At 73.6% G+C, this 25,361-nt stretch carries 29 protein-coding genes and 1 pseudogene; 7 read left to right on the plus strand and 23 right to left on the minus strand.

Annotation, left to right across the window (positions count from 1 at the left end; all coding sequences use genetic code 11):
- Positions 1-207 precede the first annotated feature (207 nt).
- Positions 208-594, minus strand: a complete 387-nt coding sequence (locus WCD41_RS28280; protein WP_337718587.1) for an NUDIX hydrolase — start codon at positions 592-594, stop codon at positions 208-210.
- Positions 595-634: 40 nt separating this feature from the next.
- Here WCD41_RS28280 and WCD41_RS28285 point away from each other — a divergent pair, with 40 nt between their 5' ends.
- Both WCD41_RS28285 and WCD41_RS28290 read left to right on the plus strand, forming a co-directional pair.
- A complete protein-coding gene (locus WCD41_RS28285) occupies positions 635-1,246 on the plus strand; it encodes a hypothetical protein (RefSeq protein ID WP_337718588.1) in 612 nt (203 codons plus the stop codon).
- On the plus strand, positions 1,243-1,662 hold the full coding sequence (locus tag WCD41_RS28290) for a hypothetical protein (RefSeq protein WP_337718589.1): 420 nt from the start codon (positions 1,243-1,245) through the stop codon (positions 1,660-1,662). The genes WCD41_RS28285 and WCD41_RS28290 overlap by 4 nt, the downstream gene beginning before the upstream one ends.
- A 6-nt stretch (positions 1,663-1,668) precedes the next feature.
- Here WCD41_RS28290 and WCD41_RS28295 read toward each other — a convergent pair whose 3' ends face one another.
- From WCD41_RS28295 to WCD41_RS28355, 13 genes are all read right to left on the minus strand, one after another.
- Entirely contained in the window at positions 1,669-2,739 is a 1,071-nt protein-coding gene (locus WCD41_RS28295; protein ID WP_337718590.1) for a sodium:calcium antiporter, read from the minus strand.
- Positions 2,740-2,754: 15 nt separating this feature from the next.
- Positions 2,755-3,336, minus strand: coding sequence for a TMEM165/GDT1 family protein (locus WCD41_RS28300; protein ID WP_337718591.1), 582 nt, complete (start codon positions 3,334-3,336; stop codon positions 2,755-2,757).
- 60 nt (positions 3,337-3,396) lie between these two features.
- A complete protein-coding gene (locus tag WCD41_RS28305) occupies positions 3,397-3,690 on the minus strand; it encodes an amphi-Trp domain-containing protein (RefSeq protein WP_337718592.1) in 294 nt (97 codons plus the stop codon).
- Positions 3,691-3,784: 94 nt separating this feature from the next.
- On the minus strand, positions 3,785-4,921 hold the full coding sequence (gene pqqE / locus WCD41_RS28310; protein WP_337718593.1) for a pyrroloquinoline quinone biosynthesis protein PqqE: 1,137 nt from the start codon (positions 4,919-4,921) through the stop codon (positions 3,785-3,787).
- Complete coding sequence (gene pqqD / locus WCD41_RS28315) at positions 4,914-5,195, minus strand: pyrroloquinoline quinone biosynthesis peptide chaperone PqqD (protein ID WP_337718594.1); 282 nt, start codon at positions 5,193-5,195, stop codon at positions 4,914-4,916. The genes pqqE and pqqD overlap by 8 nt, the downstream gene beginning before the upstream one ends.
- A complete protein-coding gene (gene pqqC / locus WCD41_RS28320) occupies positions 5,192-5,938 on the minus strand; it encodes a pyrroloquinoline-quinone synthase PqqC (protein ID WP_337718595.1) in 747 nt (248 codons plus the stop codon). The genes pqqD and pqqC overlap by 4 nt, the downstream gene beginning before the upstream one ends.
- An 8-nt stretch (positions 5,939-5,946) precedes the next feature.
- Positions 5,947-6,840 carry a pyrroloquinoline quinone biosynthesis protein PqqB gene (gene pqqB / locus WCD41_RS28325; RefSeq protein WP_337718596.1) on the minus strand — a complete coding sequence of 298 codons (894 nt, stop codon included), beginning with the start codon at positions 6,838-6,840 and terminating at the stop codon, positions 5,947-5,949.
- Between the two features lie 99 nt (positions 6,841-6,939).
- The gene (gene pqqA, locus WCD41_RS28330; RefSeq protein WP_337718597.1) at positions 6,940-7,032 is read right to left on the minus strand and encodes a pyrroloquinoline quinone precursor peptide PqqA; all 93 of its coding nucleotides are present in this window, start codon (positions 7,030-7,032) and stop codon (positions 6,940-6,942) included.
- A gap of 72 nt (positions 7,033-7,104) precedes the next feature.
- Entirely contained in the window at positions 7,105-7,869 is a 765-nt protein-coding gene (locus WCD41_RS28335) for a ribonucleotide-diphosphate reductase subunit beta (RefSeq protein ID WP_337718598.1), read from the minus strand.
- A 13-nt stretch (positions 7,870-7,882) separates the two neighbouring features.
- Entirely contained in the window at positions 7,883-8,098 is a 216-nt protein-coding gene (gene rd, locus WCD41_RS28340) for a rubredoxin (RefSeq protein WP_274281002.1), read from the minus strand.
- A 94-nt stretch (positions 8,099-8,192) separates the two neighbouring features.
- On the minus strand, positions 8,193-8,282 hold the full coding sequence (gene pqqA, locus WCD41_RS28345; RefSeq protein ID WP_133825024.1) for a pyrroloquinoline quinone precursor peptide PqqA: 90 nt from the start codon (positions 8,280-8,282) through the stop codon (positions 8,193-8,195).
- Positions 8,283-8,331: 49 nt separating this feature from the next.
- Positions 8,332-10,020 (minus strand): PQQ-dependent dehydrogenase, methanol/ethanol family, encoded by a 1,689-nt coding sequence (locus WCD41_RS28350; RefSeq protein WP_337718599.1) that lies wholly within the window; start codon positions 10,018-10,020, stop codon positions 8,332-8,334.
- A 32-nt stretch (positions 10,021-10,052) separates the two neighbouring features.
- On the minus strand, positions 10,053-10,511 hold the full coding sequence (locus WCD41_RS28355) for an MSMEG_3727 family PQQ-associated protein (RefSeq protein ID WP_337718600.1): 459 nt from the start codon (positions 10,509-10,511) through the stop codon (positions 10,053-10,055).
- 532 nt (positions 10,512-11,043) lie between these two features.
- Here WCD41_RS28355 and WCD41_RS28360 point away from each other — a divergent pair.
- Together WCD41_RS28360 and WCD41_RS28365 are read left to right on the plus strand one after the other, a co-directional pair.
- Positions 11,044-11,802: a hypothetical protein gene (locus WCD41_RS28360; protein ID WP_337718601.1), complete on the plus strand. Its 759-nt coding sequence runs from the start codon at positions 11,044-11,046 to the stop codon at positions 11,800-11,802.
- Positions 11,803-11,892: 90 nt separating this feature from the next.
- Entirely contained in the window at positions 11,893-14,616 is a 2,724-nt protein-coding gene (locus tag WCD41_RS28365; RefSeq protein ID WP_337718602.1) for a DNA translocase FtsK, read from the plus strand.
- On the opposite strand, the gene WCD41_RS28370 is transcribed toward WCD41_RS28365, so the two are convergent.
- From WCD41_RS28370 to WCD41_RS28405, 8 genes are read right to left on the minus strand one after another with little or no spacing between them, the layout of a single operon-like run.
- Positions 14,613-14,849: an Ada metal-binding domain-containing protein gene (locus tag WCD41_RS28370; RefSeq protein ID WP_337718603.1), complete on the minus strand. Its 237-nt coding sequence runs from the start codon at positions 14,847-14,849 to the stop codon at positions 14,613-14,615. The genes WCD41_RS28365 and WCD41_RS28370 overlap by 4 nt on opposite strands.
- Positions 14,846-15,499, minus strand: a complete 654-nt coding sequence (locus WCD41_RS28375) for an alpha-ketoglutarate-dependent dioxygenase AlkB family protein (protein ID WP_337718604.1) — start codon at positions 15,497-15,499, stop codon at positions 14,846-14,848. The genes WCD41_RS28370 and WCD41_RS28375 overlap by 4 nt, the downstream gene beginning before the upstream one ends.
- A 25-nt stretch (positions 15,500-15,524) precedes the next feature.
- Positions 15,525-16,544 (minus strand): amidohydrolase family protein, encoded by a 1,020-nt coding sequence (locus WCD41_RS28380; protein ID WP_337718605.1) that lies wholly within the window; start codon positions 16,542-16,544, stop codon positions 15,525-15,527.
- The gene (locus WCD41_RS28385; RefSeq protein ID WP_337718606.1) at positions 16,541-17,497 is read right to left on the minus strand and encodes a fumarylacetoacetate hydrolase family protein; all 957 of its coding nucleotides are present in this window, start codon (positions 17,495-17,497) and stop codon (positions 16,541-16,543) included. Before WCD41_RS28385 ends, WCD41_RS28380 begins: the two co-directional genes overlap by 4 nt.
- On the minus strand, positions 17,497-18,432 hold the full coding sequence (locus WCD41_RS28390; protein WP_337718607.1) for a VOC family protein: 936 nt from the start codon (positions 18,430-18,432) through the stop codon (positions 17,497-17,499). The genes WCD41_RS28385 and WCD41_RS28390 overlap by 1 nt, the downstream gene beginning before the upstream one ends.
- Before the next feature lie 12 nt (positions 18,433-18,444).
- Positions 18,445-19,572, minus strand: coding sequence for an FAD-dependent monooxygenase (locus tag WCD41_RS28395; RefSeq protein ID WP_337718608.1), 1,128 nt, complete (start codon positions 19,570-19,572; stop codon positions 18,445-18,447).
- A complete protein-coding gene (locus tag WCD41_RS28400) occupies positions 19,572-20,552 on the minus strand; it encodes a cyclase family protein (RefSeq protein ID WP_337718609.1) in 981 nt (326 codons plus the stop codon). The genes WCD41_RS28395 and WCD41_RS28400 overlap by 1 nt, the downstream gene beginning before the upstream one ends.
- Complete coding sequence (locus WCD41_RS28405) at positions 20,549-21,508, minus strand: fumarylacetoacetate hydrolase family protein (protein WP_337718610.1); 960 nt, start codon at positions 21,506-21,508, stop codon at positions 20,549-20,551. The genes WCD41_RS28400 and WCD41_RS28405 overlap by 4 nt, the downstream gene beginning before the upstream one ends.
- 154 nt (positions 21,509-21,662) lie before the next feature.
- Between WCD41_RS28405 and WCD41_RS28410 the strand changes: the two genes are divergently transcribed.
- The 3 genes from WCD41_RS28410 to WCD41_RS28420 all read left to right on the plus strand — a co-directional run bounded on the left by WCD41_RS28410 (position 21,663) and on the right by WCD41_RS28420 (position 24,790).
- Entirely contained in the window at positions 21,663-22,469 is an 807-nt protein-coding gene (locus WCD41_RS28410; RefSeq protein WP_337718611.1) for an SDR family NAD(P)-dependent oxidoreductase, read from the plus strand.
- 43 nt (positions 22,470-22,512) lie between these two features.
- Complete coding sequence (locus tag WCD41_RS28415) at positions 22,513-23,484, plus strand: LysR family transcriptional regulator (protein WP_337718612.1); 972 nt, start codon at positions 22,513-22,515, stop codon at positions 23,482-23,484.
- Between the two features lie 91 nt (positions 23,485-23,575).
- Positions 23,576-24,790 (plus strand): MFS transporter, encoded by a 1,215-nt coding sequence (locus tag WCD41_RS28420; RefSeq protein ID WP_337718613.1) that lies wholly within the window; start codon positions 23,576-23,578, stop codon positions 24,788-24,790.
- Here WCD41_RS28420 and WCD41_RS28425 read toward each other — a convergent pair.
- Positions 24,751-25,323, minus strand: a pseudogene (locus tag WCD41_RS28425) (response regulator); the annotation flags it as partial. The gene WCD41_RS28420 and the pseudogene WCD41_RS28425 overlap by 40 nt on opposite strands.
- Positions 25,324-25,361 lie beyond the last annotated feature (38 nt).

Raw genomic sequence — 25,361 nt, forward strand, 5'->3', positions numbered from 1 at the left:
GGTGCGCTTCAGATCGACAACCTCGTACTGCTCTGCACCCATCACCACCAGCAGATCCACCACGCCGGCTGGCAGATCGAGATGATCGACCACCGGCCCTGGTTCACCCCGCCACCCTGGATCGACCCCACCCAACAGCCACGACCCGGCGGCCCGGCACCACCCCTCCCCACCGCGGCATAGGCCCTCCGCGGCCCTCCCCGGCCCTCAGCGGCGCCGGATCGTCTTCTCCAGGTGGAGGCGCACCGGCGCCCACAGGTCCGGCAGCACCATGTCGACCTGGTCGTGCAGGTACCAGCCGGCACGCACGCTGTCCGGGATCTCCTCGGGATCGACGTCGTGCACCGGGCGCGCGGCGACGTAGATCGTGACGATGCCCTCGTGGTTGAAGCGCCCGAGCTGCCGGCCCGCGCGGATCTCGACCCCGGTCTCCTCGCGGCAGCCGCGCTCGGCGGTCGCGCCGGGCGACTCCTTGTCCTGGGGACGTCCCCCGGGCAGGACCGCCGGGGGCATCTCGCCGGGACGGTGGACGAGCAGGAGGCGACCCGGTGGCGCGGTCACCACGGCCAGCACGAGGTGCACCTGCCGACTCACGGGTCCTCCTCTCCGTCACGGGAGGCCTAGGCTACGGCGCGTGACAGCCGCCGAGGCTCCCGAGGTGACCACGCCCGCACAGCGCGCCGCGGCCCGCGTCACGACGGCCACCTCGCCCACCCTGCTGCTCGCCGTCCTCTACCCCGTGGTGGGTGCGCTCGCGGTGGGGCCGGTCGGGGTCGCGTGGTCGCTGGTCGGGATGCTGTTCTCCGTGGCGATCCCGGCGTTCATCGTCGACCGCGGCGTCCGGTCCGGGCGCTACACCGACCACCACCTGCGCGAGCGCGAGCAGCGGGCGGTGCCCCTCGGGCTGGCCGCGGCGTCGGTCGCGCTCGGGGTGGTCGTGCTGCTCGTGGCCGGCGCCCCGCGCGCCATCAGCGCACTGCAGATCGCGGTGCTCGTGACCGTCGCCGTTGCGACCGCGATCACCCTGGTCTGGAAGGTCAGCTTCCACACCGCGGTGGTGGCCGCCGCGGCCGCGGTCCTCACCCTGCTCGGCGGCGGGTGGTGGGCGCTGTCGTGGCTGGCGGTCCCGCTCGTGGGCTGGGCCCGCCTGGTGCTCCGCGCGCACACGGCGGCGCAGGTGCTCGCGGGGCTCGTCGTCGGGGCCGGGGTGACGACGGCCGTGCTGCTGCTCGCCGGGGTGCCGTGAGCGTCGGTGCCGGGCTGCGGCGGGTCGAGCGCGCCGACGGGCCCGCGCAGGTGGCGAGCTGGCCGCGCGGGTTCCGCGAGGTCGCCCTCACCGCCCACGCAATCGAGATCACCGACGGGGCCACGCGGCTGGTGCTCCCGTGGGAGCACGTGACGGCCGTCCGGTCCCACGGCCCCGAGCGCCCCGACGGCCGGCCGCGGCAGATCGCGCTCGACGTCGACGGCCTCGACGCGCCGGGCGGCCTGCTCGACCGTCTCACCGTGGGGCCGCCGGGGCGTCCGCGGCAGCGCCGGACGCTCGTGCTGCCCACGGCAGGGCTCGAGGCCGACCCGGCGCAGCTGCTCGCGGCCCTCGACCATTACGTCGAGCTGCCGGGGGAGCGGGCGCACCTCGGCGACCACGTCTGGGCCTCCTGAGGGGCCTCAGTCCCCGACCGGGACCCCACCGAAGAATGTCAGGCTGACCACGAAGTACGCGACGTAGGCGGCGAGCAGGACCACGCCGTGCCGGCGGCGGAGCCGCCCGGTCGCGAGGACGACCGCCGACGCCGCGGTCATCAGCACCAGCACCGGCAGGTGCCAGCGCACGACCTCGGGGGTCACGACGATCGCGCCGCCGGCGAGCAGGATGACGCCGAGCTTGCCCGTCACCGAGAACACGACGCTGCCCATGACGTTGGCGACTCCGATCTCCGGGGCCCCGCGGCGGGCCGGCTCGACGGTGAGCAGCAGGTCCTCCAGCGACAGGGCCAGCGTCGCGACGGTGACGCCGAAGACCGTGCCCTCGACGGCGTACTGCTCGAGGATGCCCTCGGTGCCCGCACCGGCCACGGCGGCACCGGCGACGAGGCCGGCGAGCGCGAGGACCGCGAGCGCGACGGTGCCGGTCGGGGAGTGCTGGCGTGCGCGGAGGAAGCCCCGGTCGACGCGCACCCCGGGCGGTGGTCCGGACCCGACCGCGGGACCGTCGGCCCGCCCCCGGCGCGACGCGATCCCGCCGCCGAGGGTCACGCGGTCGATCTGCTCGTAGAGGGCGGCGTCGCGCCAGACCGGGCGGCGCGCGGCGTACTCCCGCAGCCCGATCCAGGCGACGAACGCGGCGAAGAGGACCAGCAGGACGACCCCGGCCACCGGGGTCAGGGTGCCGGTGAGGGCGAGCGCGTACATCACCAGCGGGGCGGCCATGTAGAGGCCGAGGTAGTCACGGGGCACGGAGACGGCGGTCGGCGCGATGATCGCGGCGAGCGCCAGGACGAGCCCCGGCATCGCGATCGTCGTCCCGATGACGGTGCCGAGGGCGACGTCGTGCAGGTCCTCGACGCCCAGCGCGAGGCCGAACGCGAGGTCGTCGAACTCGATCCCGGTGAAGACCACCGCGACGAGGAAGAGCGACACCGCCCACCGGCTCGCCACCCCGACGAGGTGGCCGATGAGCTTCTCGGCGCAGTACACGAGGACGGCGACGCCGAGCACGAACTCGACGATGGGGATCACGGTGTCTCCTGCTGCTCAGCCCCGGATCGCCTCGACCGCGCTGATCACGGCGAGCACCACCATGATCCCACCGGCCACCCACGCCACCCACTTCACGGGGACCACCTGGCGCAGCCGGTTGCCGCCGTACACGGCGAGGGCGGACACGGCCCACAGCCCGAGGAGCGCCCCGATCCCGACGAGCAGCGGGTCGTCGTACTGGGCGGTCAGCGTCGCGGTGAGGATCTGGGACGGGTCCGCGAGCTCCGAGAGCGCCGTGATCCCGAACGCCGTCGCGACCACGGCCCACCGGGTGCGCGGCGCCTCCCGCTCCTCGTCGTCATCGTCGTCATCGTCGTCGTCCTCCATCCCTTCGCGGATCGTGAGGACGGCGCCGAGCAGGAACATGACCGCGAGGATCGCCTCGAGGGGCCGCTCGGGGAGCAGGCCGACGAGGCTCCCCGCGGCGACGGCGATGCCGACGTGCACGAGCATCCCGGCGCAGACGCCGAGCAGCACCCAGCGCGCCGGGAACCGGGTGGCCAGGACGAGCGTCACGAGCCCGCTGGTGTCCGCCACCTCCGCCAGCGCGACGATGACGAAGGTGATCGCGACCACGGACACGGGACCTGAGTACTGCACCCGGCCCCCGTCCGCAAGGACGGGAGCCGGGGCGGGTCAGCGCAGGGCCTGCGGTGCCCCGACCGTCGTGCGCGGCCGGTCCGAGGACGGCTCGTTGCCGGAGTTCGGCCAGACGAGCTCGAACTCGAGCTCGATCTTCTCGCCGTAGGGCTCGAGCTCCAGCTCGACCTCGAACTCCTCGGGGAGGTTCAGCGCGACGGTCGGCCCGACCAGCGCGACGTCGGCCGTCCCGCCGCTCTCCAGCGCCGTCGCCAGCTGGTGCAGCCACTTCGCGGCCTCCTGCCGCGTCAGGACGACCCGCTGCTCGATCTTTCCTCCGCCACCGGACATCGCGGAACACCTCCTCGTCGACGCCCCGACGGTTGCCGGGCGCGAGGAGGGTAGCCGCTGTGATCCGTCCGGTGGGCGGTCCGCGACAGAGGCCTCAGTCCGCGCGGTGGGGGCGGACCGCCGGCATCGGCACCAGGACGGGCTCGGGTCCGGACGTGGCCCCGGCCGCCGGCGCCGCCGCCGGGTCGTTGGCCGCCGCCACCGCCTCGTCGACGAGATGGCGGTCCGGCGACAGCACGCAGACCGGGTCGGTGCGGGTCATGTCGCCGGTCAGCTGGAAGGCCTGGCACCGACAGCCGCCGAGGTCGACCTCGCGACGGTCGCAGCTGCGGCACGGGTCGGGCATCCAGTCGGTGCCGCGGAACGCGGTGAACAGGGGCGACTCGCGCCAGATCCAGGCGAGGTCGTGCTCGGCGACGTTCGCGCGCGGCAGCGGCAGCTCGTGGGCCGACAGGCACGGCCACGCGTTGCCCTCGGGCCCGACGACGAGCTGCCGGGAGCCCCACCCGCCCATGCACGGCTTGGGGTACTCGGCGTAGTAGTCCGGGATGACGTAGATGACGTCGGTGCGCCCCCGCAGGCGCTCGCGGGTCTCGCGGGCGATCTTCTCGGCGTGCTCGAGCTGCTCGCGGCTCGGCAGCAGGGCCTCGCGGTTGCGCAGCGCCCAGCCGTAGTACTGGGTGTTCGCGAGCTCGACGCGGTCGGCCCCCAGCTCCTCGACCCAGCCGAGGATCGCGGCGATCCGGTCGATGTTCTGCCGGTGCAGCACGACGTTGAGGGTCAGCGGCCAGCCCAGCTCCTTGACCAGGCGGGCGGCCTCGATCTTCTTCTCGAACGACGAGATGCCGGCCAGGCGGTCGGACAGCACCGGCTCGTCGGCCTGGATGCTGACCTGCACGTGGTCGAGGCCCGCGTCGCGCAGCGCCTCGGCGCGCGGCCGGGAGAGCCCGATCGCGCTGGTGACGAGGTTCGTGTACATCCCGAGGCCGCTCGCGTGACCGACCAGGTCGGCGAGGTCGCGGCGCAGCAGCGGCTCGCCGCCGGAGAAGTGGCTCTGCAGCACGCCGAGATCGGCGGCCTCGTCGAGCACGCGGCGCCAGTCGTCGGTGGTGAGCTCGGCGGAGCGCTTGGTCAGCTCCAGGGGGTTCGAGCAGTAGGAGCACGACAGCGGGCACGCGTGGGTCAGCTCGGCGAGGACACCGAGGGGGCCGTCGAGCAGCTGGTCACTCATCGGGGATCTCCACCCAGCGCCGGGCGACGAGCTTGGCGAGGAACGCCTCCACCTCGTCGTCGACGACGCGGTCGTACCGGCGGCCGAGCTCGTCGACGATCTCGTCGACGGTGCGCGTGCTGTCGCAGAGCGCGAGGATGTCGGCGCCGGTGGGGTTGAGCGTCACGACCGTCTCGGGCCCGAGCAGCACCTGGCGGTCCCGGGCCTTGTCGTAGCGCGTCTTGACGAACCGGGCGAGGCGGGGACGCCCGGTGCGCGGGACCGTCGTGGTCACGACGGGTACGCCGTGTCGGCCGGGTAGGCAGTGTCGATGGCGTCCATCATGCTCCACAGCACGTCGTTCTTGAACGCGAGCGCGGCGACCGCGGCGTCCTGCGACTCGGCGGTGCGGCAGTGCTCCTTGACGATCTCCAGCGCGTGCTCGGAGTCGCGCGGCGCCTGGTGGAGCCGGTTGCGGAAGTAGTCGAGGCCGTCCTGGTCGATCCAGGTGTAGTGCTTCTCGAACGCCGCGAGGCGTTCGGCCATGAGGCCCGGCGCGAACAGCTCGGTGAGCGACGACGCGACGGCCTCGACCCACGGCCTCGTCCGGGCGAACGTCACGTAGGCGCCGACCGCGAAGCGGACGCCCGGCACGATGTGCCGCCCGTCCTCCATCTCGTGGCGCGGGACGCCGCAGGCCTCGCCGAGACGCAGCCAGGCCTCGATGCCGCCCTCGGTGTCCTCGGTGCCGTCGTGGTCGGTGATCCGGCGGATCCAGCGCCGGCGGATCTCGCGGTCGGGGCAGCTGCCCAGGATCGCGGCGTCCTTGACCGGGATCGCCTCCTGGTAGCAGAAGCGGTTGGCCACCCAGCCCCGGATCTGCTCGGGCGAGAGCTCGCCGGCGTTCATGCGTACGTGGAAGTCGTGCTCGCTGTGGTAGCGCGTGGCCTGCGAGCGCAGCCGCTCCACCAGGGCGTCGGGGCCGACCGCCGTGCCGGTGTCGGTACCGGTGCCGTTGGACGCGTGGGTGACCGTCATGCCGCTCCTCAGACCTCCACCTCGAGCCCGTCGACGGCGATCTCCACCCCGCGGGTCGCGACCGTCGCGTACTCGGGGGAGTCCTCGAGCAGCATCGGGTTCGTGTTGTTGATGTGCACGTAGATCTTGCGTTCGGCCGGGAGCCCGGCCAGCACCGCGAGGCTCCCGTCCGGACCGTCGACGGCCATGTGGCCCATGTCGTGGGCGGTCTTGGAGGCCAGGCCCAGGCGGATCATCTCGTCGTCGGTCCACGTCGTGCCGTCGACCAGGACGACGTCCGCGCCCGCCAGCTCCTCGTGCACCGCGGGGGTCACCTCCTGGACGCCGGGCAGGTACACCGCGCTCCGCCCGGACGCGGTGTCGGTGAACCGGTACCCCACCACGCGGCCGACGTCCTCGGTGCCACCGAACCGGGCCTTCTTCACCGTCGGCACGTCGAACGCCGTGTAGCTCAGGCCCTCCCCGAGCGCCACGGCGTCGCCGGGCACGACCCGGTGGGCGGCGACCGAGGTGTAGCGCTCGAGGGTCGTCAGGAAGCCCGTGCCGCCGCGCAACGTCTCGAGCGACGCGTCGGTGGCGTGCAGCTCGACGCCCGGGCCCTCGCGCAGCAGGAGCAGGCCCATCGTGTGGTCGAGCTCGGCGTCGGTGAGCAGGACGGCGGCGATCGGGCTGTCGCGCTTCGAGCGGGGGCGGAGCCGGGGGAACGCCTCGATCTGGGCCCGCAGGTCGGGGGAGGCGTTGACGAGGTACCAGGACCGGCGGTCGGCGCTCACGGCGATCGACGACTGGGTGCGCGGGGTGGCGGGCCGGGAGCCCTCGCGGACCGCGCGGCAGCCGGGGCATGCGCAGTTCCACTGGGGGAAGCCGCCGCCCGCGCCGGCGCCGAGCACCCGCAGCCACATCGCCGTTCGTCCTCCTCCGCGACCTTTCCGCCCGACGGCGACAGGGGCGCCGGAAAGACAGATTCCGGCGCCCCTGTCGCGCTTGTCGTCGGTCAGCTGTCAGTCATCGAGCTGTGCGACGTACATCGTCACCTCGGGGGCGACACCGAACTCCTCGAACTCCGGGGTCTCCCAGACGGAGAGCGACTCCATGATTGCTGCCACCTCCTCTCATCGATCTCGATCGACATTACCGTCCGCGCGCCGCCGGGGCAGCGCGCGAGATCACCAGAATTTGATCCCGACGGACTTGAGACGACGCTGGTGGAGGTGCTCCACATGGGCGATGTCGTCCTGGGCGATGAGATCGCCCCACGCCGACGCCGCTTTCGTCCCCTGCGTCAGCAGTTCCTCCATCTGGTCGTCCACGACGTCGGCGCTCTGGATGATCCGCGAGCCGAAACCGATGTGCCAGCGCTCGTCGCGCAGCACCAGCTCCATGCCCTTGACGACCCCCGGCATCTTGACCGACAGGCCCTTGAGCGTCTGGAGCAGCGCGTGCTGACCCGCCGTGAGGACGACGCCCTCGAGGATCATGTGGTAGAGCCCGACGGCGGCCGTGAGGTTCTCGTGGTCCTCGGCCACCGAGGCGGCGATCGCCGGGAGACGCTCCTCGAACAGCTCGACGAGGTCCGGGCTCACGCGGTCGCGCAGGGCGTCGACCCGCTCGGTCATGTTCGTGCCGGGGACGCCGCAGACCTCCCGCACCACCCGGTCGAAGAAGCGGGCGTGGCGGGCCTCGTCGCGCGCCTGGGCCGTGAAGACCTCCGCCATCATGTCGTCGCTGCTGGCCGCGGCGTTGAACGACGTGAGGTGGGTGGCGACGGATGTCTCGCCGATGCAGAAGCCCGCGAGCAGGCCGAGGACCTGGTCGTACTCGTCCTGGTCGAGCTGCGGGAAGGCCTCGGCGTCGGCGGTGAGGTCGATGGCCGTCTCGTCCCACTGCAGCGATTCCGCGAGCTGGGCGAAGTGGCCGTACCCGGTGATCATTTGTGCAGCATCCTCACATCTCCGGGAACTCGCCCGGTTCCACCTCGCGGAAGTCCGCCTTCTCGGCGCCGCAGATCGGGCACATCCAGTCGTCGGGGATGTCCTCGAAGGGCGTCCCGGGCGGGATGCCGCTGTCGGGGTCACCCTCCTCCGGATCATAGATGAAGCCACACATTTCGCAGAGCCAGCGCTTGGCCGCGGGCCGCGCCTCGGTCTGCTCGACGGTCATGCGTTCTCCTGACGGGTTGGCCGACCCCGGGGCACCGAAACGCCGCAAAGGGGCGCCGGAATCGATCCGGCGCCCCTTCGCGATCAGTCGTGGATCAGTCGTCCATCTGGGCGACGTACATCGTCACCTCGGGAGCGACCCCGATCTCCTCGAACTCCGGGGCCTCCCACACGTGGAGCTCCATGTCGTGTCTCCTTCCCGCCGGCCGATGCCGGCGACGATTCTGCGGTGGATTACTGGGGCAGCGCGAAGCAGAACAGCGCGTCACCCGCGGCGGCGCCGAGCAGGCCGGGCAGGAAGCCCTCGACCCATCCGCCCCAGCCGGTCGGCACCGCGATGTACTGGCGCCCGTCGACCTCGTACGTCGAGGGGCTCGAGTGGTGCCCGCTGCCGCACTGGAACGACCAGAGCTTCTCGCCGGTCTCCGCGTCCAGGGCGACGAACTCACCGGTCGGCGTGCCCTGGAAGACCAGGCCACCCGCGGTGGTGAGCGTCGAGGCGCACATCGGGTACTCGTTGTTCCAGCGCCACTTCTCCTCGCCCGTCACCGGGTCGATGGCCGCGACGTAGCCGTAGAAGTCGTCGAGGTCGACGGCCACACCGGCGCCCCAGTAGGGGATGCTCTCCTTGAACTCGCGGCGGCGGCGGGTCGCCGTCGCCCCGACCTCCTGGACGGGCACGTAGATCAACCCCGTGGCGGGGTTGTAGGACATGTGCGTCCACTCCTTGCCGCCGGCCGGGCCGGGCCAGAAGTGGACGGGCACACCCTCCTCCTCCGGGTACACCTTCGGCGTGACCTTGCCGTCCGGCTCGATCTCGCCCCAGGTGATGCGGTCGACGAAGGGGAAGACGCGCACCAGCTCGCCGTTGGTGCGGTCGAGGACGAAGAAGTAGCCGTTCTTGTCCGCGTGGGCGAGCAGCTTGCGCCCGTCCGGTGCGTCGAAGAGCAGGTTCTCCATCGTCGAGTCGTAGTCCCACAGGTCGTGGGGCGTGAACTGGTAGTGCCACTGGATCGTCCCGGAGTTGACGTCCACCGCGACGACGCTGTCGGTGTAGAGGTTGTCACCGGGGCGGACGCCGCCGTCGAAGTCGGGCGCCGGGTTGCCGGTGCCGTGGTACAGCAGCTCGAGCTCGGGGTCGTAGGTGGGCGTCACCCAGCAGTTGGCCCCGCCGCGCTGCCACGCCTCGGCGTTCTCGTCGCCCCAGGTCTCCGAGCCGGGCTCGCCGGGCTTCGGCACCGTGTAGCAGCGCCACTGGCGCTCGCCGGTCTGGGCGTCGAAGGCGTCGATGTGGCCGCGGAGGCCGAACTCGCCACCGGCGCTGCCGACGACGACCTTGTCCTTGACGATCAGCGGGGCGACCGAGCCGGACTCGCCGGCGCGGACGTCACCGTTGACCGTGTCCCAGACGAGGTCGCCGGTCTGCGCGTCGAGCGCGATGAGGTGGGCGTTCAGCGTGTAGAGGTAGACCTTGCCGTGGCCCACCGCGACACCGCGGTTGACGTTGCCGCAGCACAGCGAGACGTCGTACGGCGACGCCCACTTGTAGCGCCACAGCTCCTCGCCGGTGGCGGCGTCGATCGCCCACACCTTGCCGTCGGGGCCGGAGATGTACATGACACCCTCGACGACCAGCGGCGAGGCCTCGAACGAGTAGGTCGACGCGCCGGAGTGCAGGCCGTTCATGCCGGCCTGGAACACCCACGCCGGGCTGAGGCGCTTGACGGTGTCCTTGTTGATCTGGTCCAGGGGGCTGTGCCGCTGACCGTCGTAGCTGCCGTAGTAGGTCAGCCAGTTGGCCGGCTCCGACTTGGCGTTCTTGATGCGCTCGAAGTCGACGTTCCCGGTGGCCGGGGCCTGGCCCTTGGTCGCGCTGAGTGTCTTGTGGGGGACGGCCTCGCCGGCGTCCACGTAGTCGGTCATCGACGAACTTCCTCTCTCGGGCTCTACGGGGTCTACGGGCGCGGCTGCGGGGGACGGTCCTGCTTGGCCGAGTCCGGCACCTCGCCACCGAAGACGAGCGCGCCGGTCAGGCCGCGGCCCTCGTCGTTGCCGGTCGTGGAGCCGTAGTAGTAGGTGCCCGGGCCGGACAGCGAGAGCCGTGCCGTGCCCTTGGAGTGGTTGACCAGCCAGATGATCTTGGGGTCACCGTTGTGCGGGAGCACCGCGCAGTGCGTGTTCTTGTCGTCGTTGATGAGCGTGAGCTCGACCTCGCCGCCCTCGGGGAAGACGAGGATCGAGGGCTCCCAGATGAGCTCGTCCTCCGGGATCCGGACCGTGGCCCGCATGACGCCGTCGGACCCCTTCTCGGCGTGCCCGATGGACCCCGTGCCGAGCAGCCGTCCCAGGGCTGTCCTGTTCTGCCCGTCCAGGCCGGCTGCGCTCAGCTCGGCGTCTCGATCTGTGGACGTCATCCGACGTACCTCCTCATGGATGCCCTTGTCTTCTCCGCCGACGGAGCCGGGCGCGGATCGCGTCCGGGCGTCGGGGGTGTGGCGCGTCGACGGGCGATGCCGAGCGGAGGAGGGCTCTCGCTGCTGCCACCGGTCACCCGACCGTCCGGCCGACGACGTCGACCACTGGGCGGCAGGACACACGCGCTCCACGGCGGCCGGTTGATCTTGGGCGCCGAGCGGTGTGTGCTGAGCCACAGGCGACAGTAGGGAGCCGGTCCGACGTCGGCAAGAGGCATGCGGGGGTCATCTGATGTCGATCATGGATCTCCGAGCATGATCACTCGCTCGGCCTGGGGTGATCACGGTCGGTAGTTTCGCCGCCGTTCCGGTCTCCGGAAAGGGTCGCCGATCCTCCGGGTGCGGAGGGCACCTGTCCGACCGGCCGGGATCCCTGCGGCGAGGTGTCCTGGGTCACCGCGGGACGGCTATGGTCGAGCGCGGGGCGACGCCGCCGGCGGGGGCGGACGGCGCCGGACGGGAGGACCATCTGGTGGGCAGGTTCGGGTCGGCCGAGGCGCTCCGATGGCTGAGCACGCACGGGGTCCACGCGGACAGCGTGGAGATGAAGACGCTGCTCGTGCCGCCCGCCGGAGCCGCGGCCGAGGCCCTGACCGGGCGTCACGCCCCGACCTGGAGCGTGCGCCAGGGCTATCTGCTCGACACCGCGGAGCTGGACCTCCTCCGCGCGGGGGTCGAGGTGCGGCTGCGTCGCCGTGCCCGCGGGAAGTTCGACCTCGCGGTCTCCGCGCGACGCCGCGGCACCGAGCTCGGGTGCTACCGGCCCCGCGGCGCGCGCGTCGAGTACGACCTCGTGCCCGAAGGGGTCTGGAAGGACATCGAGGTGCGCCGGGACATCGACTCGGCGATCGCCGCGTCGGTCATCGCCGGCTCGGCCAAGGCGCGCGAGCTGCTCTCGTCGACGCAGAGTCAGTGGGCGCTGACCGGCGGGAGCGAGACCGTCGACGACGCCCGCCTGAGCGAGCTGCGCGTGCACGGGCCGATGGTCGTGCGCCGGGTCAAGGTCGCGGCGAGCGGCCTGGGGCTGCGCCGCGTCGACCTCGAGCACTTCCGGTTCCCGAGCGGCCGGGAGCTCGTGGAGCTCTCGACGCGCTGCTGCCCGCAGGAGGTGCCGGTCACCGCCGCCGGGTTCGAGCAGCTGCTCGCCGAGCGGGACGTCACCGTCGCGCCGGGATACGAGACGAAGACCGCCGTCTGGCACGACGAGATCGTCGGCCGGCGGCGGCCCTGACGGTGATCCCGGCGGCGGTGGCCGGAGCCTCACCCGCCGGGACGCGTGTGGTTACCGGGGCTCGTGGGGCGCCCGGGCTACCGTGGGCCCATGGCCGGGCGGACCGAGACACCTGACAAGCGCGGGTCCCGCAGCCGCCCGATCACGGGCGGGCGGACCCCGCGCCAGAAGGGTGCCGGCGCCGACGGCACCACCCGGTCGCCGCAGCAGCGTCGCCCTGCGCAGGGCGGACGGTCGGGAGGCCGGTCCACCGGCCGCGCGACCGGCAAGGGTCGTGCCCCCGCGCGGCGCACCGGCCCCGGGCCGATCGTGCGCACGCTGCGGGGCGGCTGGGTGCTCGCCGCCCGCGGCCTCGGCTCGCTCGTGCGGACGCTCGGGCGAGCCCGCGACGTCGACGCCGCCCACCAGCGCGACGGCATCGCCCTCGGGCTCGTCGTCCTCGCGGTCCTCACCGCCGCGGGGGTGTGGTGGCGCGCGGGCGGCCCCGTCGGCGCGGGTCTCGACATCGCGCTGCGCACGGTCGTGGGTGCCGCCGCGCTCGTGCTGCCCCTCGTGCTCGTCGGCGTCGCGGTCCTCCTGCTGCGCACCGACCCGGACCCGGAGACCCGGCCGCGCACCGTCGTCGGCGCGCTCCTGCTCGGTCTCGCCGTGCTCTCCGTCTGGCACCTCGTCGCCGGCTCGCCGGGCGACCTCGACGGCCGCCGCGCCGGGGGCGGTGTGCTCGGGGCGGTCGTCGCCGACCCGCTCACGCGCGGCGTCACCGTCTGGCTCGCGGGTGTCGTGCTGGTGCTCGTCGGGCTGTACGGGCTGCTCGTGCTCACCGGCACACCGGTCCGCGAGGTCGGGGTGCGGCTGCGCGCCCTGGTCACCGGCGAGCACCCGGACGACGAGTGGGGCGGGCCGGAGGACGTCGACGTCGAGGAGGGGCTCGACGACGCCGACGGCACCGCGCCCACCACGGCGATCCCGCGCCGCGGGCGACGCAAGGTCGCCGACGTCTTCTCCGAGGACGACGGGGAGTCCTCCGGCGACGCCGACGCGGCCGGGCACCCCGCGCGCCACCGCGACCGCACCGCCGCCGCGGTGCCCGACCTGACGACGCCGCCCGACGGCGCGGCCGCCGTCGACCCGGCCCCCGCGCCGTCGAAGGGACGCGCGAAGGCCGCTGCGCCGGCCCGCGCCGCCGCGCCGGCTCCCGCGCCCGCTCCCGCGGCCCCGGAGGAGACCGAGCCCGACCCGCAGGCGGCGGCCTCGTTCAGCTCCCACCGCGAGGACCCCGACAGCGACTACCGGCTCCCGCCGCCCGACCTGCTCACCCCGGGCGAGCCGCCGAAGGCCCGCAGCGCCGCGAACGACGCCATGATCGAGGCGATCACCGGGGTGCTCGAGCAGTTCAAGGTGGACGCCGAGGTCACCGGCTTCACCCGCGGCCCGACCGTCACGCGCTACGAGGTCGAGCTCGGGCACGGCGTGAAGGTCGAGAAGATCACCGCCCTGCACCGCAACCTCGCCTACGCCGCGGCCACCGACCGGGTGCTGCTGCTCGCGCCGATCCCGGGCAAGTCGGCGGTGGGCATCGAGGTGCCCAACTCCGACCGCGAGATGGTGCGCCTCGCCGACGTCCTGAACTCGCCGACGGCGCGCGCCGAGACCCACCCGATGGTCATCGGGCTCGGCAAGGACATCGAGGGCCGGATGGTCACGGCCAACCTCGCGAAGATGCCCCACCTTCTGGTCGCGGGCTCCACCGGCTCCGGCAAGTCGAGCTTCGTCAACTCGATGCTGGTGTCACTGCTCTCGCGCTCGACGCCGGACGAGGTCCGGATGATCCTCATCGACCCGAAGATGGTCGAGCTGACGCCCTACGAGGGCATCCCGCACCTCATCACGCCGATCATCACCTCGCCGAAGAAGGCGGCCACGGCGCTGGCCTGGCTGGTCGAGGAGATGGAGCAGCGCTACGCGGACATGCAGGCCAACCGCGTGCGGCACATCGACGACTTCAACCGCAAGGTGCGGTCCGGGGAGATCCAGGCGCCGCTCGGCTCCGAGCGCGTCTACCGGCCCTACCCGTACATCATGTGCATCGTCGACGAGCTCGCCGACCTCATGATGACCGCGCCCCGCGACGTCGAGGACGCGATCGTCCGCATCACCCAGAAGGCCCGCGCCGCCGGCATCCACCTGGTGCTCGCCACGCAGCGGCCCTCGGTCGACGTCGTCACCGGCCTGATCAAGACCAACGTCCCGTCGCGGCTCGCGTTCGCGACGTCGTCGCTGACGGACTCGCGGGTCATCCTCGACCAGCCCGGTGCCGAGAAGCTGATCGGCATGGGCGACGCACTCTTCCTGCCCATGGGCGCCGGGAAGACCAACCGCCTGCAGGGCGCGTTCATCGCCGACGACGAGATCGCCGCGGTGGTCGACCACTGCAAGGAGCAGGCCGACCCGCAGTACACCGAGGGCGTCACCACCGAGGCCGCGGGCGAGAAGAAGGAGATCGACCCGGACATCGGCGACGACCTCGAGCTCGTCGTCGCGGCGGCCGAGCTGATCGTCACCAGCCAGTTCGGGTCGACCTCGATGCTGCAGCGCAAGCTGCGCGTCGGGTTCGCCAAGGCCGGACGTCTGATGGACCTCCTCGAGACCCGCGGTGTCGTCGGGCCGTCGGAGGGCTCGAAGGCCCGCGACGTGCTGTTCAAGCCCGACGAGCTGCCCGACCTCCTGGCGTCCCTGCGCGGCGAGCCCGCCCCGGCGCCCGCGGCCGACCCGGACTCCGACATCCCGCCGCCGACGGAGGAGAGCGACCCCTAGCTGTTCTCGCCGTCCGGCCTGCAGACGCGACACGGCCGGTAGCCCGCGGCGCGAGCGGTGGCCGCGTCGGCGAAGAAGACGCGGTGCCGGGCGTAGTGGCCGCGGGCGAGCCAGCGCAGGGCGCTCGGGCAGTCGAGCCGACCGTAGATCCGCAACCGGCGGTGGCCGCCGAGCGTGGCCGGCGTCGCCGCGTCGTACGGGCGGCCGTCCGCGCCGACGAGGCGGTACGTCACGGCAGGCCCGAGACGCGCAGGGTGACGTTGATCCGCTCGCCGGGCGCGGTCCCGATGTCGGACACGTCGCGATCGGGGAGCAGCTTCGGGACGCCGTGGTACGCCAGCCGGTGCTCGCCGCCGAAGACGACGAGGTCGCCCGAGTGCAGCTCCACGTCGTGGAACGGGCCGCGGCGGTGCTCGGGGCTGCCGATCCGAAACACGCACGCCGCGCCGAGGCTCAGCGAGACGACCGGGTCGGGCGCGAGCTCCTCGCGGTCCTGGTGCAGACCGAGGCGGGCGTCGCCGCGGTAGGAGTTGATCAACGCGACGTCGGGGCGGTAGTCGACGCCGGACTCGTCGTAGGCGTCGGCGACGGCCGCGGCCCCGAGCGCGGCCAGCCACCCCGGGAAGGGCTGCACCGGCGATCCGTCCTGGTCGTCGCGGGTGCGGCTGTAGCGGTAGGGGATCCAGTGCCAGCCCAGGCACACGGTCTCGACGCTCATGCGCGCCCCGCCCGGGAGCGTGGCGCGGCGGGCACCGGGCCCCTCGCGGGCCCACCCCTGGGCCGCGGCGACGAGGTCCCGCTGGGCGTCGAGGGACAGCCAGTCCGGGACGTGGACGACGCCCGGCGCGAGGGTGCGCCGCTCGCGCGGGATCAGTTCGAGCACACCGCAGTGAACACCGGCGAGCGCCTCACCGTGGCGCGGCGTGGTCCCGGGTCGGGGCGAGGAGGGCGGCGGCGCTCCCGGCACGGACCAGCTCGGCGTCGGCGGCGTCGAGACCGGCCGCGGCGAGGCGGTCGAGCGGGTCGGGGACGCCCATGTCGAAGGGGAAGTCGGTGCCGAGGGCGACCCGGTCGGCGCCCGCGACGGCGACGAGGTGCCGCAGCGCCTCGGGGGTGTAGACGAGCGCGTCGAACCACAGACGACGCAGCGCCGCGCTCGGCGGGGCCGGGGCCGCGCGGTCGCCGGGGCGGGCGTGCCAGGCGTGGTCCTGGCGGGCGGTGCCCTGCGGGAAGAAGCCGCCGCCGTGCGCCGCGAGGACGCGGACCCCGTCGGGCAGGGCGTCCGACGCGACCAGCCGCGAGAGCGCGACGGTCGTCTCGACGGGGTTGCCGACGCTGTTGGACAGGTAGCCGACGTCGAGGCGCTCGCCGAGGGTGCAGCCCCAGGGGTGGATGAAGACGACGGCCTCGAGCTCGGCGGCGAGGGCCCAGAAGGTGCTCAGTGCCGGGTCGTCGAGCTCCCGGCGCACCCCGTCGGGGCCGGTCACGTGGGTGCCGATCTCGACCCCGCGCAGCCCGTCCGCGACGGCCGAGCGCAGCACGGAGACGGCGAGGTCGGGGTGCTGCAAGGGCGCCGTGCCGAGGCCGACGAGCCGGTCCGGGGCGCCGGCGCAGTGCGCCGCCACGCCGTCGTTGACGGTCGCCGCGTAGCGGGCGGCGAGGTCCCGGTCGGCCCAGGTGTGATGGATCGGCATCGGGCTGACCAGCTGCACCTCGATACCCACGGCGTCCATCGCCGCGAGCCGGACGGCGCGGTCGGTGAGCGCCGGGCCCAGGCCCCCGATCTGCTCCCGGTTGACCCGCGACGATGCCGGTCCGGCCGCCCGCGCCTCGGCGGCGCGGGCCTCGGCGAGGGCGGGCTCGTCGGCGACGAGGGCCTCGGCGGCGGGGACGAGGAGGTGCGCGTGGACGTCCGTGGTCGGGCTCATGCGTGCTCCCGGTGCGCGGGTCGGGTGCGGGGTCGGGTCCGGGCGCGGGGGATCGGGACGGGGTCGGCGCCGGGGACGACGCGCGAGGTCAGCGTGCCGATGCCCTCCACGTCCAGCGTCACCACGTCGCCCGGGGTGAGCGGGGGCAGGTCGGTGCGGGACGCGCCGCGGCCCCACAGCTCGCCGAGGCAGCCGCCGTGGCCGCAGGTCCCGGAGCCGAGGACGTCGCCGGGGCGGAGCTCGGTGCCGCGCGAGGCGTAGGCGACGAGGTCGCCGAAGGGCCAGCCCATGTTCGAGAGCAGGTCCTCGCCCACGACCGTGCCGTTGACCGACGCCCGCAGCGCCAGGTCCAGGAAGCCCTCGCCGTCGGGCGCGAACTCGTCGGCGGTGACGAGCCACGGCCCCAGCGTCGTCGCCGTGTCCTTGCCCTTCGCCGGACCGAGACCGACCTGCATCTCGCGCGACTGCAGGTCGCGCGCCGACCAGTCGTTGAGGATCGTCAGCCCGGCGACGTGGCCCCACCCGTCGGCGGGCGCGACGTCGCGGCCCGTGCGCCCGATCACCGCGGCGACCTCGAGCTCGAAGTCGAGCACCGAGCACCCCGGCGGCACCGGGACGTCGTCGGCGGGGCCGAGCGTCGCGGCGGGGTTGGAGAAGTAGAAGGTCGGCGCGTCGTACCAGGCGTCGGGGAGCCCGGCGGGGGCCCGCATGCCCTCGACGTGCTCCTCGAACGTCACGAAGTCCCGCACGCTCGGGGGCTCGAGCGGGGCGAGCAGGCGGACGTCGGAGAGCGCCACCGGGCGGGCGCGCAGGGCGTCGCGGCCCGCGTCGAGCAGCGTCCCCGCCTGCACCAGCGACAGCACCGTCACGGGACGGTCGAGCAGGTGGACGGCCTCGTCGACGACCACCCCCACCCGGTGCGATCCCTCGTGGCGGACCGAAGCGATCTTCATCAGACCGGGGGCGCGACGAAGACGCCGCGGTCGGGGTCGTTGAACGACTTCTTCGCGACGAACTCGCTCATCGGGTTCGCGGTGCCCCACCGGTCGGAGACCTCGGGGTTCGTGAAGTCGTACAGCGACGGGTGCCAGGTGTCCTCGTCGAGGCACTCGAGCTCGGTCGTGTACTCCACGGTGTTGCCCTGCGGGTCGAGGAAGTAGGAGAACGTGTTGTTGCCGGCCATGTGCCGGCCCGGGCCCCACACCTTCTCGACGCCCGCCCGCAGCAGCCGCCCGGTGCCGCGCATGTACTCGTCGATGCCCCGCAGCTCGAACGACGCGTGGTGCAGCGACACGTGCGGGCAGCGCGCGATCGCGAGCGAGTGGTGCTGGGGGTTGCAGCGCAGGAACCACATCATCTCGCCCATGTGCGGGGAGAACAGGGTGTCGGAGAGCGTGAAGTCGAGGTGGCGGTCGTACCAGGCGACCAGCGCCTCGGGCTGCGGCGAGTTGATGACGACGTGGGAGAGCTTCACCGGCACCGACTCGCCCTCCTCGACGCGCCGGTGCGCGCGCACCTCGACGTCGGCCGAGACCTCGATCGTGCGGCCCTCGAGGTCGAAGAAGCGGAAGCCGTAGCCGCCGCCCGGCGTCTGCATCTTGTCCGGCGTGCTGACGAGCGTCACGCCGTCGCGGCCCAGCTTCTCGGCCAGGGCGTCGACGTCGGCGGGCGTCTCGGCGCCGAACGCGATGAGGTCGACGCGCTTCTCGGCATCGGCGCGCAGCCGCACCTGGTACTGCTCGGGCGAGCCCTCGGCGGCGAGGAACGCGATGCCGGTGTCGGTGGTCTCGGGCGAGAGCTTCCAGAGGTCCCGGTAGAAGGCGAGCTGGGTGTCGAAGTCGGGCACGGCGAGGTCGACGTGCCGGAGGTGGGTGATCAGTCGGTCCATGAGACGGCTCCTTCAGGGCCGCTGCGCGAGCAGCGCGGAGGTGCGGGCCATGAGCCCGGGGACGTCGGCGGCGCCGCCGGCCTGCGGCGGGGGCTCGTGGTCGAGCAGCCAGCGGGCGAGCTGCACCGAGTCGGCGACCACCGCGCCGGCCCGTTCCCGCCGCCGGGCGGTGTAGGTGGTCAGGGCGGTGTCGAGGTCGTCGTGGCCGGTCAGCTCCTCGACCAGCACCCACGCGTCCTCGAGGGCCATGGCCGCGCCCTGGGCCAGGGTCGGGGGGCAGGAGTGCGCGGCGTCGCCGGCGAGGACGACGCGGCCGCGGTGCCAGGGCCCGTCGACCAGGTGGTGGGTGAACCAGGTGTAGTTCACCCGCGACGGGTCCGTCATCCGCTCGCGGATCTCGGCCCACGGCCCGCCGTAGTGGTCGGCCAGCCCCTGCATGGTGGCGAGCTGCTCGCCGGGGGACAGGCCGGTCCGGTCGGCCGCGTCCTCGACGAGGTAGGCGTAGAGCGAGTCCTCGCCGGTCGGGCACCAGCCCGCGATGTAGGCGGCGCCGCCGTAGGTCAGGTCGGTGCGGGTGATCGACGAGGGCCGCGTGGTGAAGACCCGCCAGATGCCCATGCCGACCGGTTCGGGGCGGATGTCGATCCCGATCTGCGCCCGGACCCCGGAGTTGAGGCCGTCGGCACCGATGACGAGGTCGTGGACCGCGCGGGTGCCGTCGCTGCAGGCGACCTCCCCGGCCGCGGTGACGCTCTCCACGCGGGTGCCGGTCCGGACCTCCACGCCGACCTGGGCGGCCCGCTCGGCCAGGAGCCGGGCCATGTCCCCGCGGGGCATCCCCACGGTGGCCGGGAGGTCGTCGCCTCCGGTGCGCGCGTCGGGGATGACGGCGACGACGCCGCCGTCCGGGGTGCGCAGGCCGACCTCGTCGAAGGCGTAGCCGTGGGCGAGGACGTCGTCGAGGACCCCGAGGTCGCGGAGGACGCGGAGGGCGTTGCCCTGCAGGGTGATCCCGGACCCCGAGGTGCCGATCTCGGGGGTCGTCTCGACGAGGTCGACGGCCACGCCGGCGCGGGCGAGCAGGATGGCGGCGGCGGTGCCGGCGGCACCCCCGCCCACCACCAGTGCGTTCTGGATCATCACTTCACCGCGATCGGGTTGACGGGGGAACCGACGGCACCGGTGATCCGCAGGGGCGCCGCGGTCAGGAAGAAGGCGTAGCGGCCGTCGGCCGCGCAGTCGGCGGCGAGACCGTCGAGGTCCCACATCTCGCCGAGGAACAGCCCCAGGTGCGGGATGGCGACCTGGTGCAGCGGCTGGAAGGCGACCTCGAACTCGTTGGGCCGCACCTCGACGCCCCACGTGTCGGTGGCGACCGCGGCGATGTCGCGGTCGTGCAGCCAGTCCAGCGTGGTGAACGACAGTCCGGGCGCCGGACCGCCCGCGTACCCGCCCCAGCCCTCCCGGCGGGTCCGGGCGTACTGCCCGGTGCGCACGCAGACGATGTCGCCGGGACGGACCTCGACGCCCTGGACCCGGGCGACCTCGTCGAGCTCGTCGGCGGTGATCGGGTAGGCGTCGGGGAGCTCGCCCCCGCCGATCACGCGGCCCACGTCGAGCAGGACCCCGCGCCCGGCGAGGTGCGCGGCGGCGGTCTCGATGCCGGTGAGCCGGTCACCCTCGACCCGCACGACCTCCGCGGCCTCGCGGCCGTTCCACGCCTTGCCGTGGTCGAAGATGTGGCCCAGGCCGTCCCACTGCGTCGAGCACTGCAGGGGCATCGCGATGACGTCGTCGGCGCCGCCGATGCCGTGCGGGAACTCGCCGTCGAGGGCCTCGTGCCCGGTGCCGAGCATGGTGTGCACCGGGTTGGTGCGCTTCTTCCAGCCGTTCTGGGGGCCGGTCTCGTCGAACGGCTGGGAGAGGGAGAACGCCACGCCGGTCCGCACGCACGCCGCCCCCTCGACACGCTTGTCGGGGGTGAGCAGGTTCAGCGAGCCCAGGACGTCGTCGGGACCCCAGCGGCCCCACCGCGAGATCCGGGCGGCGACGGCGGCGACGGCCTCCTCGGGCTTCGCCGGGTCGTGCCCGGCGGCGACGATCGCGCTCGTGTCGGTCATCGCTCGGCCACCACGCGGGTGCGCTGGGTGCCGAGGTCGACGCCGGGCCCGGTGATCGAGCCGGTCATGACGTCGCCGTCGCGCAGCAGCCGGCCGAGCGCCATCCCGTTGCCCGCCGGGCTGCCGGTGAGCACCAGGTCGCCGGGGCGCAGCGGCGTGATCTCGGAGGCCGCGGCGACCAGGGCCGCGACGTCGAAGAGCATGTCCTTGGTGGTCTCGTCCTGCATGACTCCGCCGTCGGGGCCGTCCAGCTCGAGGCGCAGGCGCAGGTCGGACGGGTCGACGTCCCGGGCGGGCACGAGCCACGGGCCGAGCGGGGTGAAGCCGGGGCCGTTCTTGGCGCGGAACCAGTCGGTGCCGATCTCGGGCATGTCGCGGCGGAAGACCTGGTCGCGCGCCGTGAGGTCGTTGGCGATCGTGTAGGCCGCAATGTGGCCGATGGCGTCCTGACGGGAGACCCGGAACGCCTCGCGGCCGATCACCGCGGCCAGCTCGAGCTCCCAGTCGAACTTCCGGGTCCACGGCGGGATGACGACGTCGTCGGTCGGGCCGGTGACCGCCGACGGGAGACCGATGAACAGGTACGGCGTACCCTCGGCGGCCCGCCGGTCCATCATCTCCGCGACCTCGGCCCGGATCTCCGCGTCCGGCCGGGTGCCGCGCTCGGCGTGGTGCGCGGCCGCCAGGTCGATCACGTGGGTGCGGTAGTTGGCGCCGGACTGGAGGATCTGTCCGGGCTCGACGGGCGGCAGCACCGCCAGACCGTCGAGGGGGACGCCCTCGGCCTCGACCATCGCGTCGAGCGCCGGCAGCACCCGGTCCCAGTCGGCGAGCAGCGCCCGCGTGCTCGCCCCGGCCTCGCTGACGTCGACGACGGTCCCCGCGCCCGTCACGAGTCCGGGGAACCGGTGCCCGCTCGCGGGGTCGGCGAACGTCCCCAGCCTGATCGCGCCCATCCAGCGCTCCTCCGCAACGTCCTCGGTGTGGTCCCGCCCACGATGCGGCCGGTGTGCGCAGGCCCGGAAGGCCGAACCGCTGATGCCGGGCATCGGCCCCGCTGATGAGCGGGTAGCACCGACCGGTCCGCACGAGCAACGATCAGGAGATCCCTTGTCCAGCACGCGTCCCCTCGCCATGGTCACCGGCGGGTCCTCGGGCATCGGCTACGAGCTCGCCGCGCAGCTCGCCGTGCGCGACCACGACGTCGCGATCTCGGGGCAGAGCGACCGGGTCCACGACGCGGCCCGGCGGCTCGAGGCCGACCACGGCGTCGCGGCCTTCCCGTACCGGGCCGACGCCGCGACCCCCGACGGCGTGGAGGGCTTCTGGCGCTTCGTCGCCGACCTCGACCGCCCGCTCAACGTCGCCTGCCTCAACGTCGGCATCGGCATCGGCGGCGCGTTCGCCGACACCGACCTCGACGACGAGCTGCGCATGATCGCCATCAACTGCACCGGCCTGGTCCACACGGCCAAGCGCGTCACCCACGCGATGCTCGCCCAGGGACCGGAGCAGGGTGACCGGCGCATCCTCGTCGTCTCGTCGGTCTCGGCCACCACGCCGACGCCCTACGAGACCGTCTACGGCCCCACCAAGGCCTTCGGGTTCTCGTTCGCCGAGTCCCTGCGCGAGGAGCTGCGCGAGCACGGCATCACGGTCACCGCCCTGCTGCCCGGCGCCACCGACTCCGCGTTCCACCACAACGCCGGCATGGGCGACACCGTCTACGGCGACAACAGCTGGAAGAACGACCGGACGCTCGTCGCCCGCCAGGGCATCGACGCGCTGTTCGCGGGCGACGACCACGTCGTCGGGGGGGACGACGCCACGAAGCAGCAGGCCGTCGACAACCGCACCACCCCGGAGCCGGAGAAGGCCGCCCGCCACGCGGAGACGACGCGCCCGCCCGGGCGCTGATGCGCGCCCTGGACACCGCTCTGCGGTCTGGTACGTCTACGTGATGGACGAGGTCGCGCCGCCGAAGCCGCTGCGGCTGGCGAACCTCGACCTCAACCTGCTGCTCTCGCTGCGCGCCCTGCTCACCGAGCGGAACGTGACGCGGGCGGCCGCGACGCTGGGTCTCTCGCAGCCCGCGGTCAGCGCCGCGCTCGCCCGGCTGCGCCGCCACTACGGCGACGACCTGCTGGTGCGCGTCGGCAACCGCTACGAGCTCACCCCGCTCGCGCTGCGCCTGGTCGAGCGCACGGAGAGCGCGGTCGCGGGGATCGAGGGCGTCTTCTCGGCGGCGCCGGACTTCGACCCGGCGTCGACCACCCGCGAGTTCACGCTGCTGGTCTCGGACTACGCGACCACGGTTCTCGGGGTGCCCCTGGCCGCGGTGCTCGCCGAGCGCGCCCCCTGCGCCCGGCTCTCGCTGCGCCCCCACAGCCCGGAGGACGTGGTGGGCGGGGCGGCCCGGCTGCGCGGGGTCGACGGGCTGGTCATGCCCCACGGCTTCGTCGACGACCTGCCCTACCTCGACCTCTACGACGACCGCTGGGTGCTGCTCGCGTCCGTCGACAACCCCCGCGTCGGTGCCTCGGCGACGCTCGACGACCTCGCCGCGCTGCCGTGGGTGACGATCTACCACCGCCCGACGGCGTTCACCCCGGCCGCGCTGCAGCTGCGCACCCTGGGCATCGAGCCGCGGGCCCAGGTCGTCGTCGAGTCGTTCCTGCCGGTGCCCGATCTGGTCGCGGGGACCGACCGCGTCGCGCTCGTCCAGGCCCGGCTGGCCGCGCGGCTCGGCCCGGCCGCCGGGGTGCGCGTGCTCGACCCGCCGTTCGAGGTGGCCCCGTTGCTCGAGGCGCTGTGGTGGCACCCGATGTACGACGCCGACCCGGCCCACCGCTGGCTGCGGGCGGTCGTCACCGACGTGTGCGCCGGCCTGCCCGCCATCAGCGCGGCGGATGGTGACCCCCAACAGGAGTGATTTCCGATCACGCCTCGCCCGCCCCGACACTTCGCCCCACGTGTGGTGCCGATCACGGCCCCGGGAGCAGAGTGCGGAGGAGATCGTGACGGTGACCGGCGAGGAAGCGGACCAGGGCAGAGCGGCCCGGTCCCGGGGCGCGACCGGGCAGGGCGCGATCCTGTTGGCGGGCAGCTGCCTGCCGATCCTCGGCTCGGTGCTCCTCGCACCGGTGCTGCCGCGGATGATGGAGGCCTTCGCGAGCACGGCGGGCGTCGCGGTGCTCGTTCCCATCGTGCTCACCGCGCCCGCGCTCGTGATCGGCCTGCTCGCGCCGGTCGCCGGTCGCATCGTCGACGCGGCCGGGCGCAAGCGCGTGCTCGTCGCCGCCCTCGTGGTCTACGCCCTGTTCGGCACCGCGCCGCTCTACCTGGACTCGCTCGGCGCGATCGTCGCCAGCCGGGTCGGGGTCGGGGTCTGCGAGGCCGCGATCATGACCGCCTGCACGACGCTGCTCGCCGACCTGTTCGACGGCACGGCGCGCGACCGCTGGTTCGGCCGGCAGACGATCGCGACGACGCTCGCGGCCACCGTGTTCTTCGGGCTCGGCGGCGCGCTCGGCGCGGTCAGCTGGCGCGCGCCGTTCGTCCTGTACTTCTCCAGCCTCCTGGTCGCGGTGCTCGTCGCGGTGTTCGTGCGCTCCACCGGTCGGACACCGGCCGCCGAGCTGCCCCCCGTGCCGTGGCGGCTCATCGCCGTGCCGTGCCTGGTCACGTTGTTCGGCGGGATCGTCTTCTACACCCCGATCGCCGAGCTCTCCCTGGTGCTGGCCTCGGTCGGTGTGACGTCGACGGCCACGATCGGCCTGCTCAGCGCGGTCGCCTCGCTCGCGACGGCGGCGGGCGGCTACACGTTCGGCCGGGTCGCCCGGCGGGGCACGCGGGTCCTGCTCCCGGTCGCCCTCGGGCTCGCGGCCGTCGGTCTCGTGGTCGTCGGGATCTCCTCGTCGGTGCCGGTGATCGCCGTCGGCGCCGTGATCGCCAGCGCCGGCACCGGCCTGCTGCTGCCGACGCTGCTGACCTGGGCGCTGTCGGGGCTGGGCTTCGCCGAGCGCGGCCGGGGCACCGGCTTCTGGACGGCCGCCATGTTCATCGGCCAGTTCTTCTGCCCGCTCGTGCTGCTCGCCGTCGCCGGCCCGCTCGGGAGCCTGTCCCTGGCGATCCTGGCGCTCGGCGTCCTCACCGCCGTCGTCGCGGTCCTGGCCCCGGTGATCGTCCGCTCGGCGGCTCAGCGGTCGAGCCGCGCGGTGACGACGCCCGTCTCGTAGGCGAGGACGACCGCCTGCACGCGGTCGCGCAGGTCGAGCTTGGTGAGGATCCGGCCGACGTGGGTCTTCACCGTCTGCTCCGCCAGCACGAGGTGCGCGGCGATCTCGGCGTTCGACAGCCCGCGGGCGACGAGGACGAGCACCTCGCGCTCGCGGGCCGTCAACGCGTCGAGGCGGGTGGAGACGGCGCGGGCGGGCACGGCGCGCGAGGCGAACTCGGCGACCAGCCGCCGCGTGATCGAGGGGGCGAGCAGCGCGTCGCCGCCGGCCACGACGCGGACCGCCCGCACCAGCTCGTCGGCCGGGGCGTCCTTGAGCAGGAAGCCGCTCGCCCCGGCACGCAGGGCCTCGTAGACGTACTCGTCGACGTCGAACGTGGTCAGCACCAGGACCCGGACCCCCGCGTGGCGGGCGAGGATGCGGCGGGTGGCGGCGAGCCCGTCGAGGCGCGGCATGCGGACGTCCATGAGCACGACGTCGGGGGCGTCGCGGTCGACCGCCACCACGGCCTCCTCGCCGTCGGCGGTGGGGCCCGACGGTGAGGGCGCCGTCGACCGCGGCAGCGCGCTCG

The organism is Actinomycetospora aeridis, assembly GCF_037400275.1.
Lineage (GTDB): Bacteria > Actinomycetota > Actinomycetes > Mycobacteriales > Pseudonocardiaceae > Actinomycetospora > Actinomycetospora aeridis.

Bases quoted from the DNA above. Each gene is read 5' to 3' on its own strand.
- WCD41_RS28380 (WP_337718605.1), bottom strand. From the start codon at position 16,544: ATGAGCCCGACCACGGACGTCCACGCGCACCTCCTCGTCCCCGCCGCC.
- pqqE (WP_337718593.1), bottom strand. From the start codon at position 4,921: ATGAGTGACCAGCTGCTCGACGGCCCCCTCGGTGTCCTCGCCGAGCTG.
- WCD41_RS28355 (WP_337718600.1), bottom strand. From the start codon at position 10,511: ATGACGTCCACAGATCGAGACGCCGAGCTGAGCGCAGCCGGCCTGGAC.
- WCD41_RS28395 (WP_337718608.1), bottom strand. From the start codon at position 19,572: ATGATCCAGAACGCACTGGTGGTGGGCGGGGGTGCCGCCGGCACCGCC.
- pqqA (WP_133825024.1), bottom strand. From the start codon at position 8,282: ATGGAGCTCCACGTGTGGGAGGCCCCGGAGTTCGAGGAGATCGGGGTC.
- pqqC (WP_337718595.1), bottom strand. From the start codon at position 5,938: ATGACGGTCACCCACGCGTCCAACGGCACCGGTACCGACACCGGCACG.
- WCD41_RS28405 (WP_337718610.1), bottom strand. From the start codon at position 21,508: ATGGGCGCGATCAGGCTGGGGACGTTCGCCGACCCCGCGAGCGGGCAC.
- rd (WP_274281002.1), bottom strand. From the start codon at position 8,098: ATGACCGTCGAGCAGACCGAGGCGCGGCCCGCGGCCAAGCGCTGGCTC.
- WCD41_RS28350 (WP_337718599.1), bottom strand. From the start codon at position 10,020: ATGACCGACTACGTGGACGCCGGCGAGGCCGTCCCCCACAAGACACTC.
- WCD41_RS28400 (WP_337718609.1), bottom strand. From the start codon at position 20,552: ATGACCGACACGAGCGCGATCGTCGCCGCCGGGCACGACCCGGCGAAG.
- WCD41_RS28385 (WP_337718606.1), bottom strand. From the start codon at position 17,497: ATGAAGATCGCTTCGGTCCGCCACGAGGGATCGCACCGGGTGGGGGTG.
- WCD41_RS28390 (WP_337718607.1), bottom strand. From the start codon at position 18,432: ATGGACCGACTGATCACCCACCTCCGGCACGTCGACCTCGCCGTGCCC.
- pqqA (WP_337718597.1), bottom strand. From the start codon at position 7,032: ATGGAGTCGCTCTCCGTCTGGGAGACCCCGGAGTTCGAGGAGTTCGGT.
- pqqB (WP_337718596.1), bottom strand. From the start codon at position 6,840: ATGTGGCTGCGGGTGCTCGGCGCCGGCGCGGGCGGCGGCTTCCCCCAG.
- WCD41_RS28365 (WP_337718602.1), top strand. From the start codon at position 11,893: ATGGCCGGGCGGACCGAGACACCTGACAAGCGCGGGTCCCGCAGCCGC.
- WCD41_RS28305 (WP_337718592.1), bottom strand. From the start codon at position 3,690: ATGTCCGGTGGCGGAGGAAAGATCGAGCAGCGGGTCGTCCTGACGCGG.
- WCD41_RS28415 (WP_337718612.1), top strand. From the start codon at position 22,513: ATGGACGAGGTCGCGCCGCCGAAGCCGCTGCGGCTGGCGAACCTCGAC.
- WCD41_RS28335 (WP_337718598.1), bottom strand. From the start codon at position 7,869: ATGATCACCGGGTACGGCCACTTCGCCCAGCTCGCGGAATCGCTGCAG.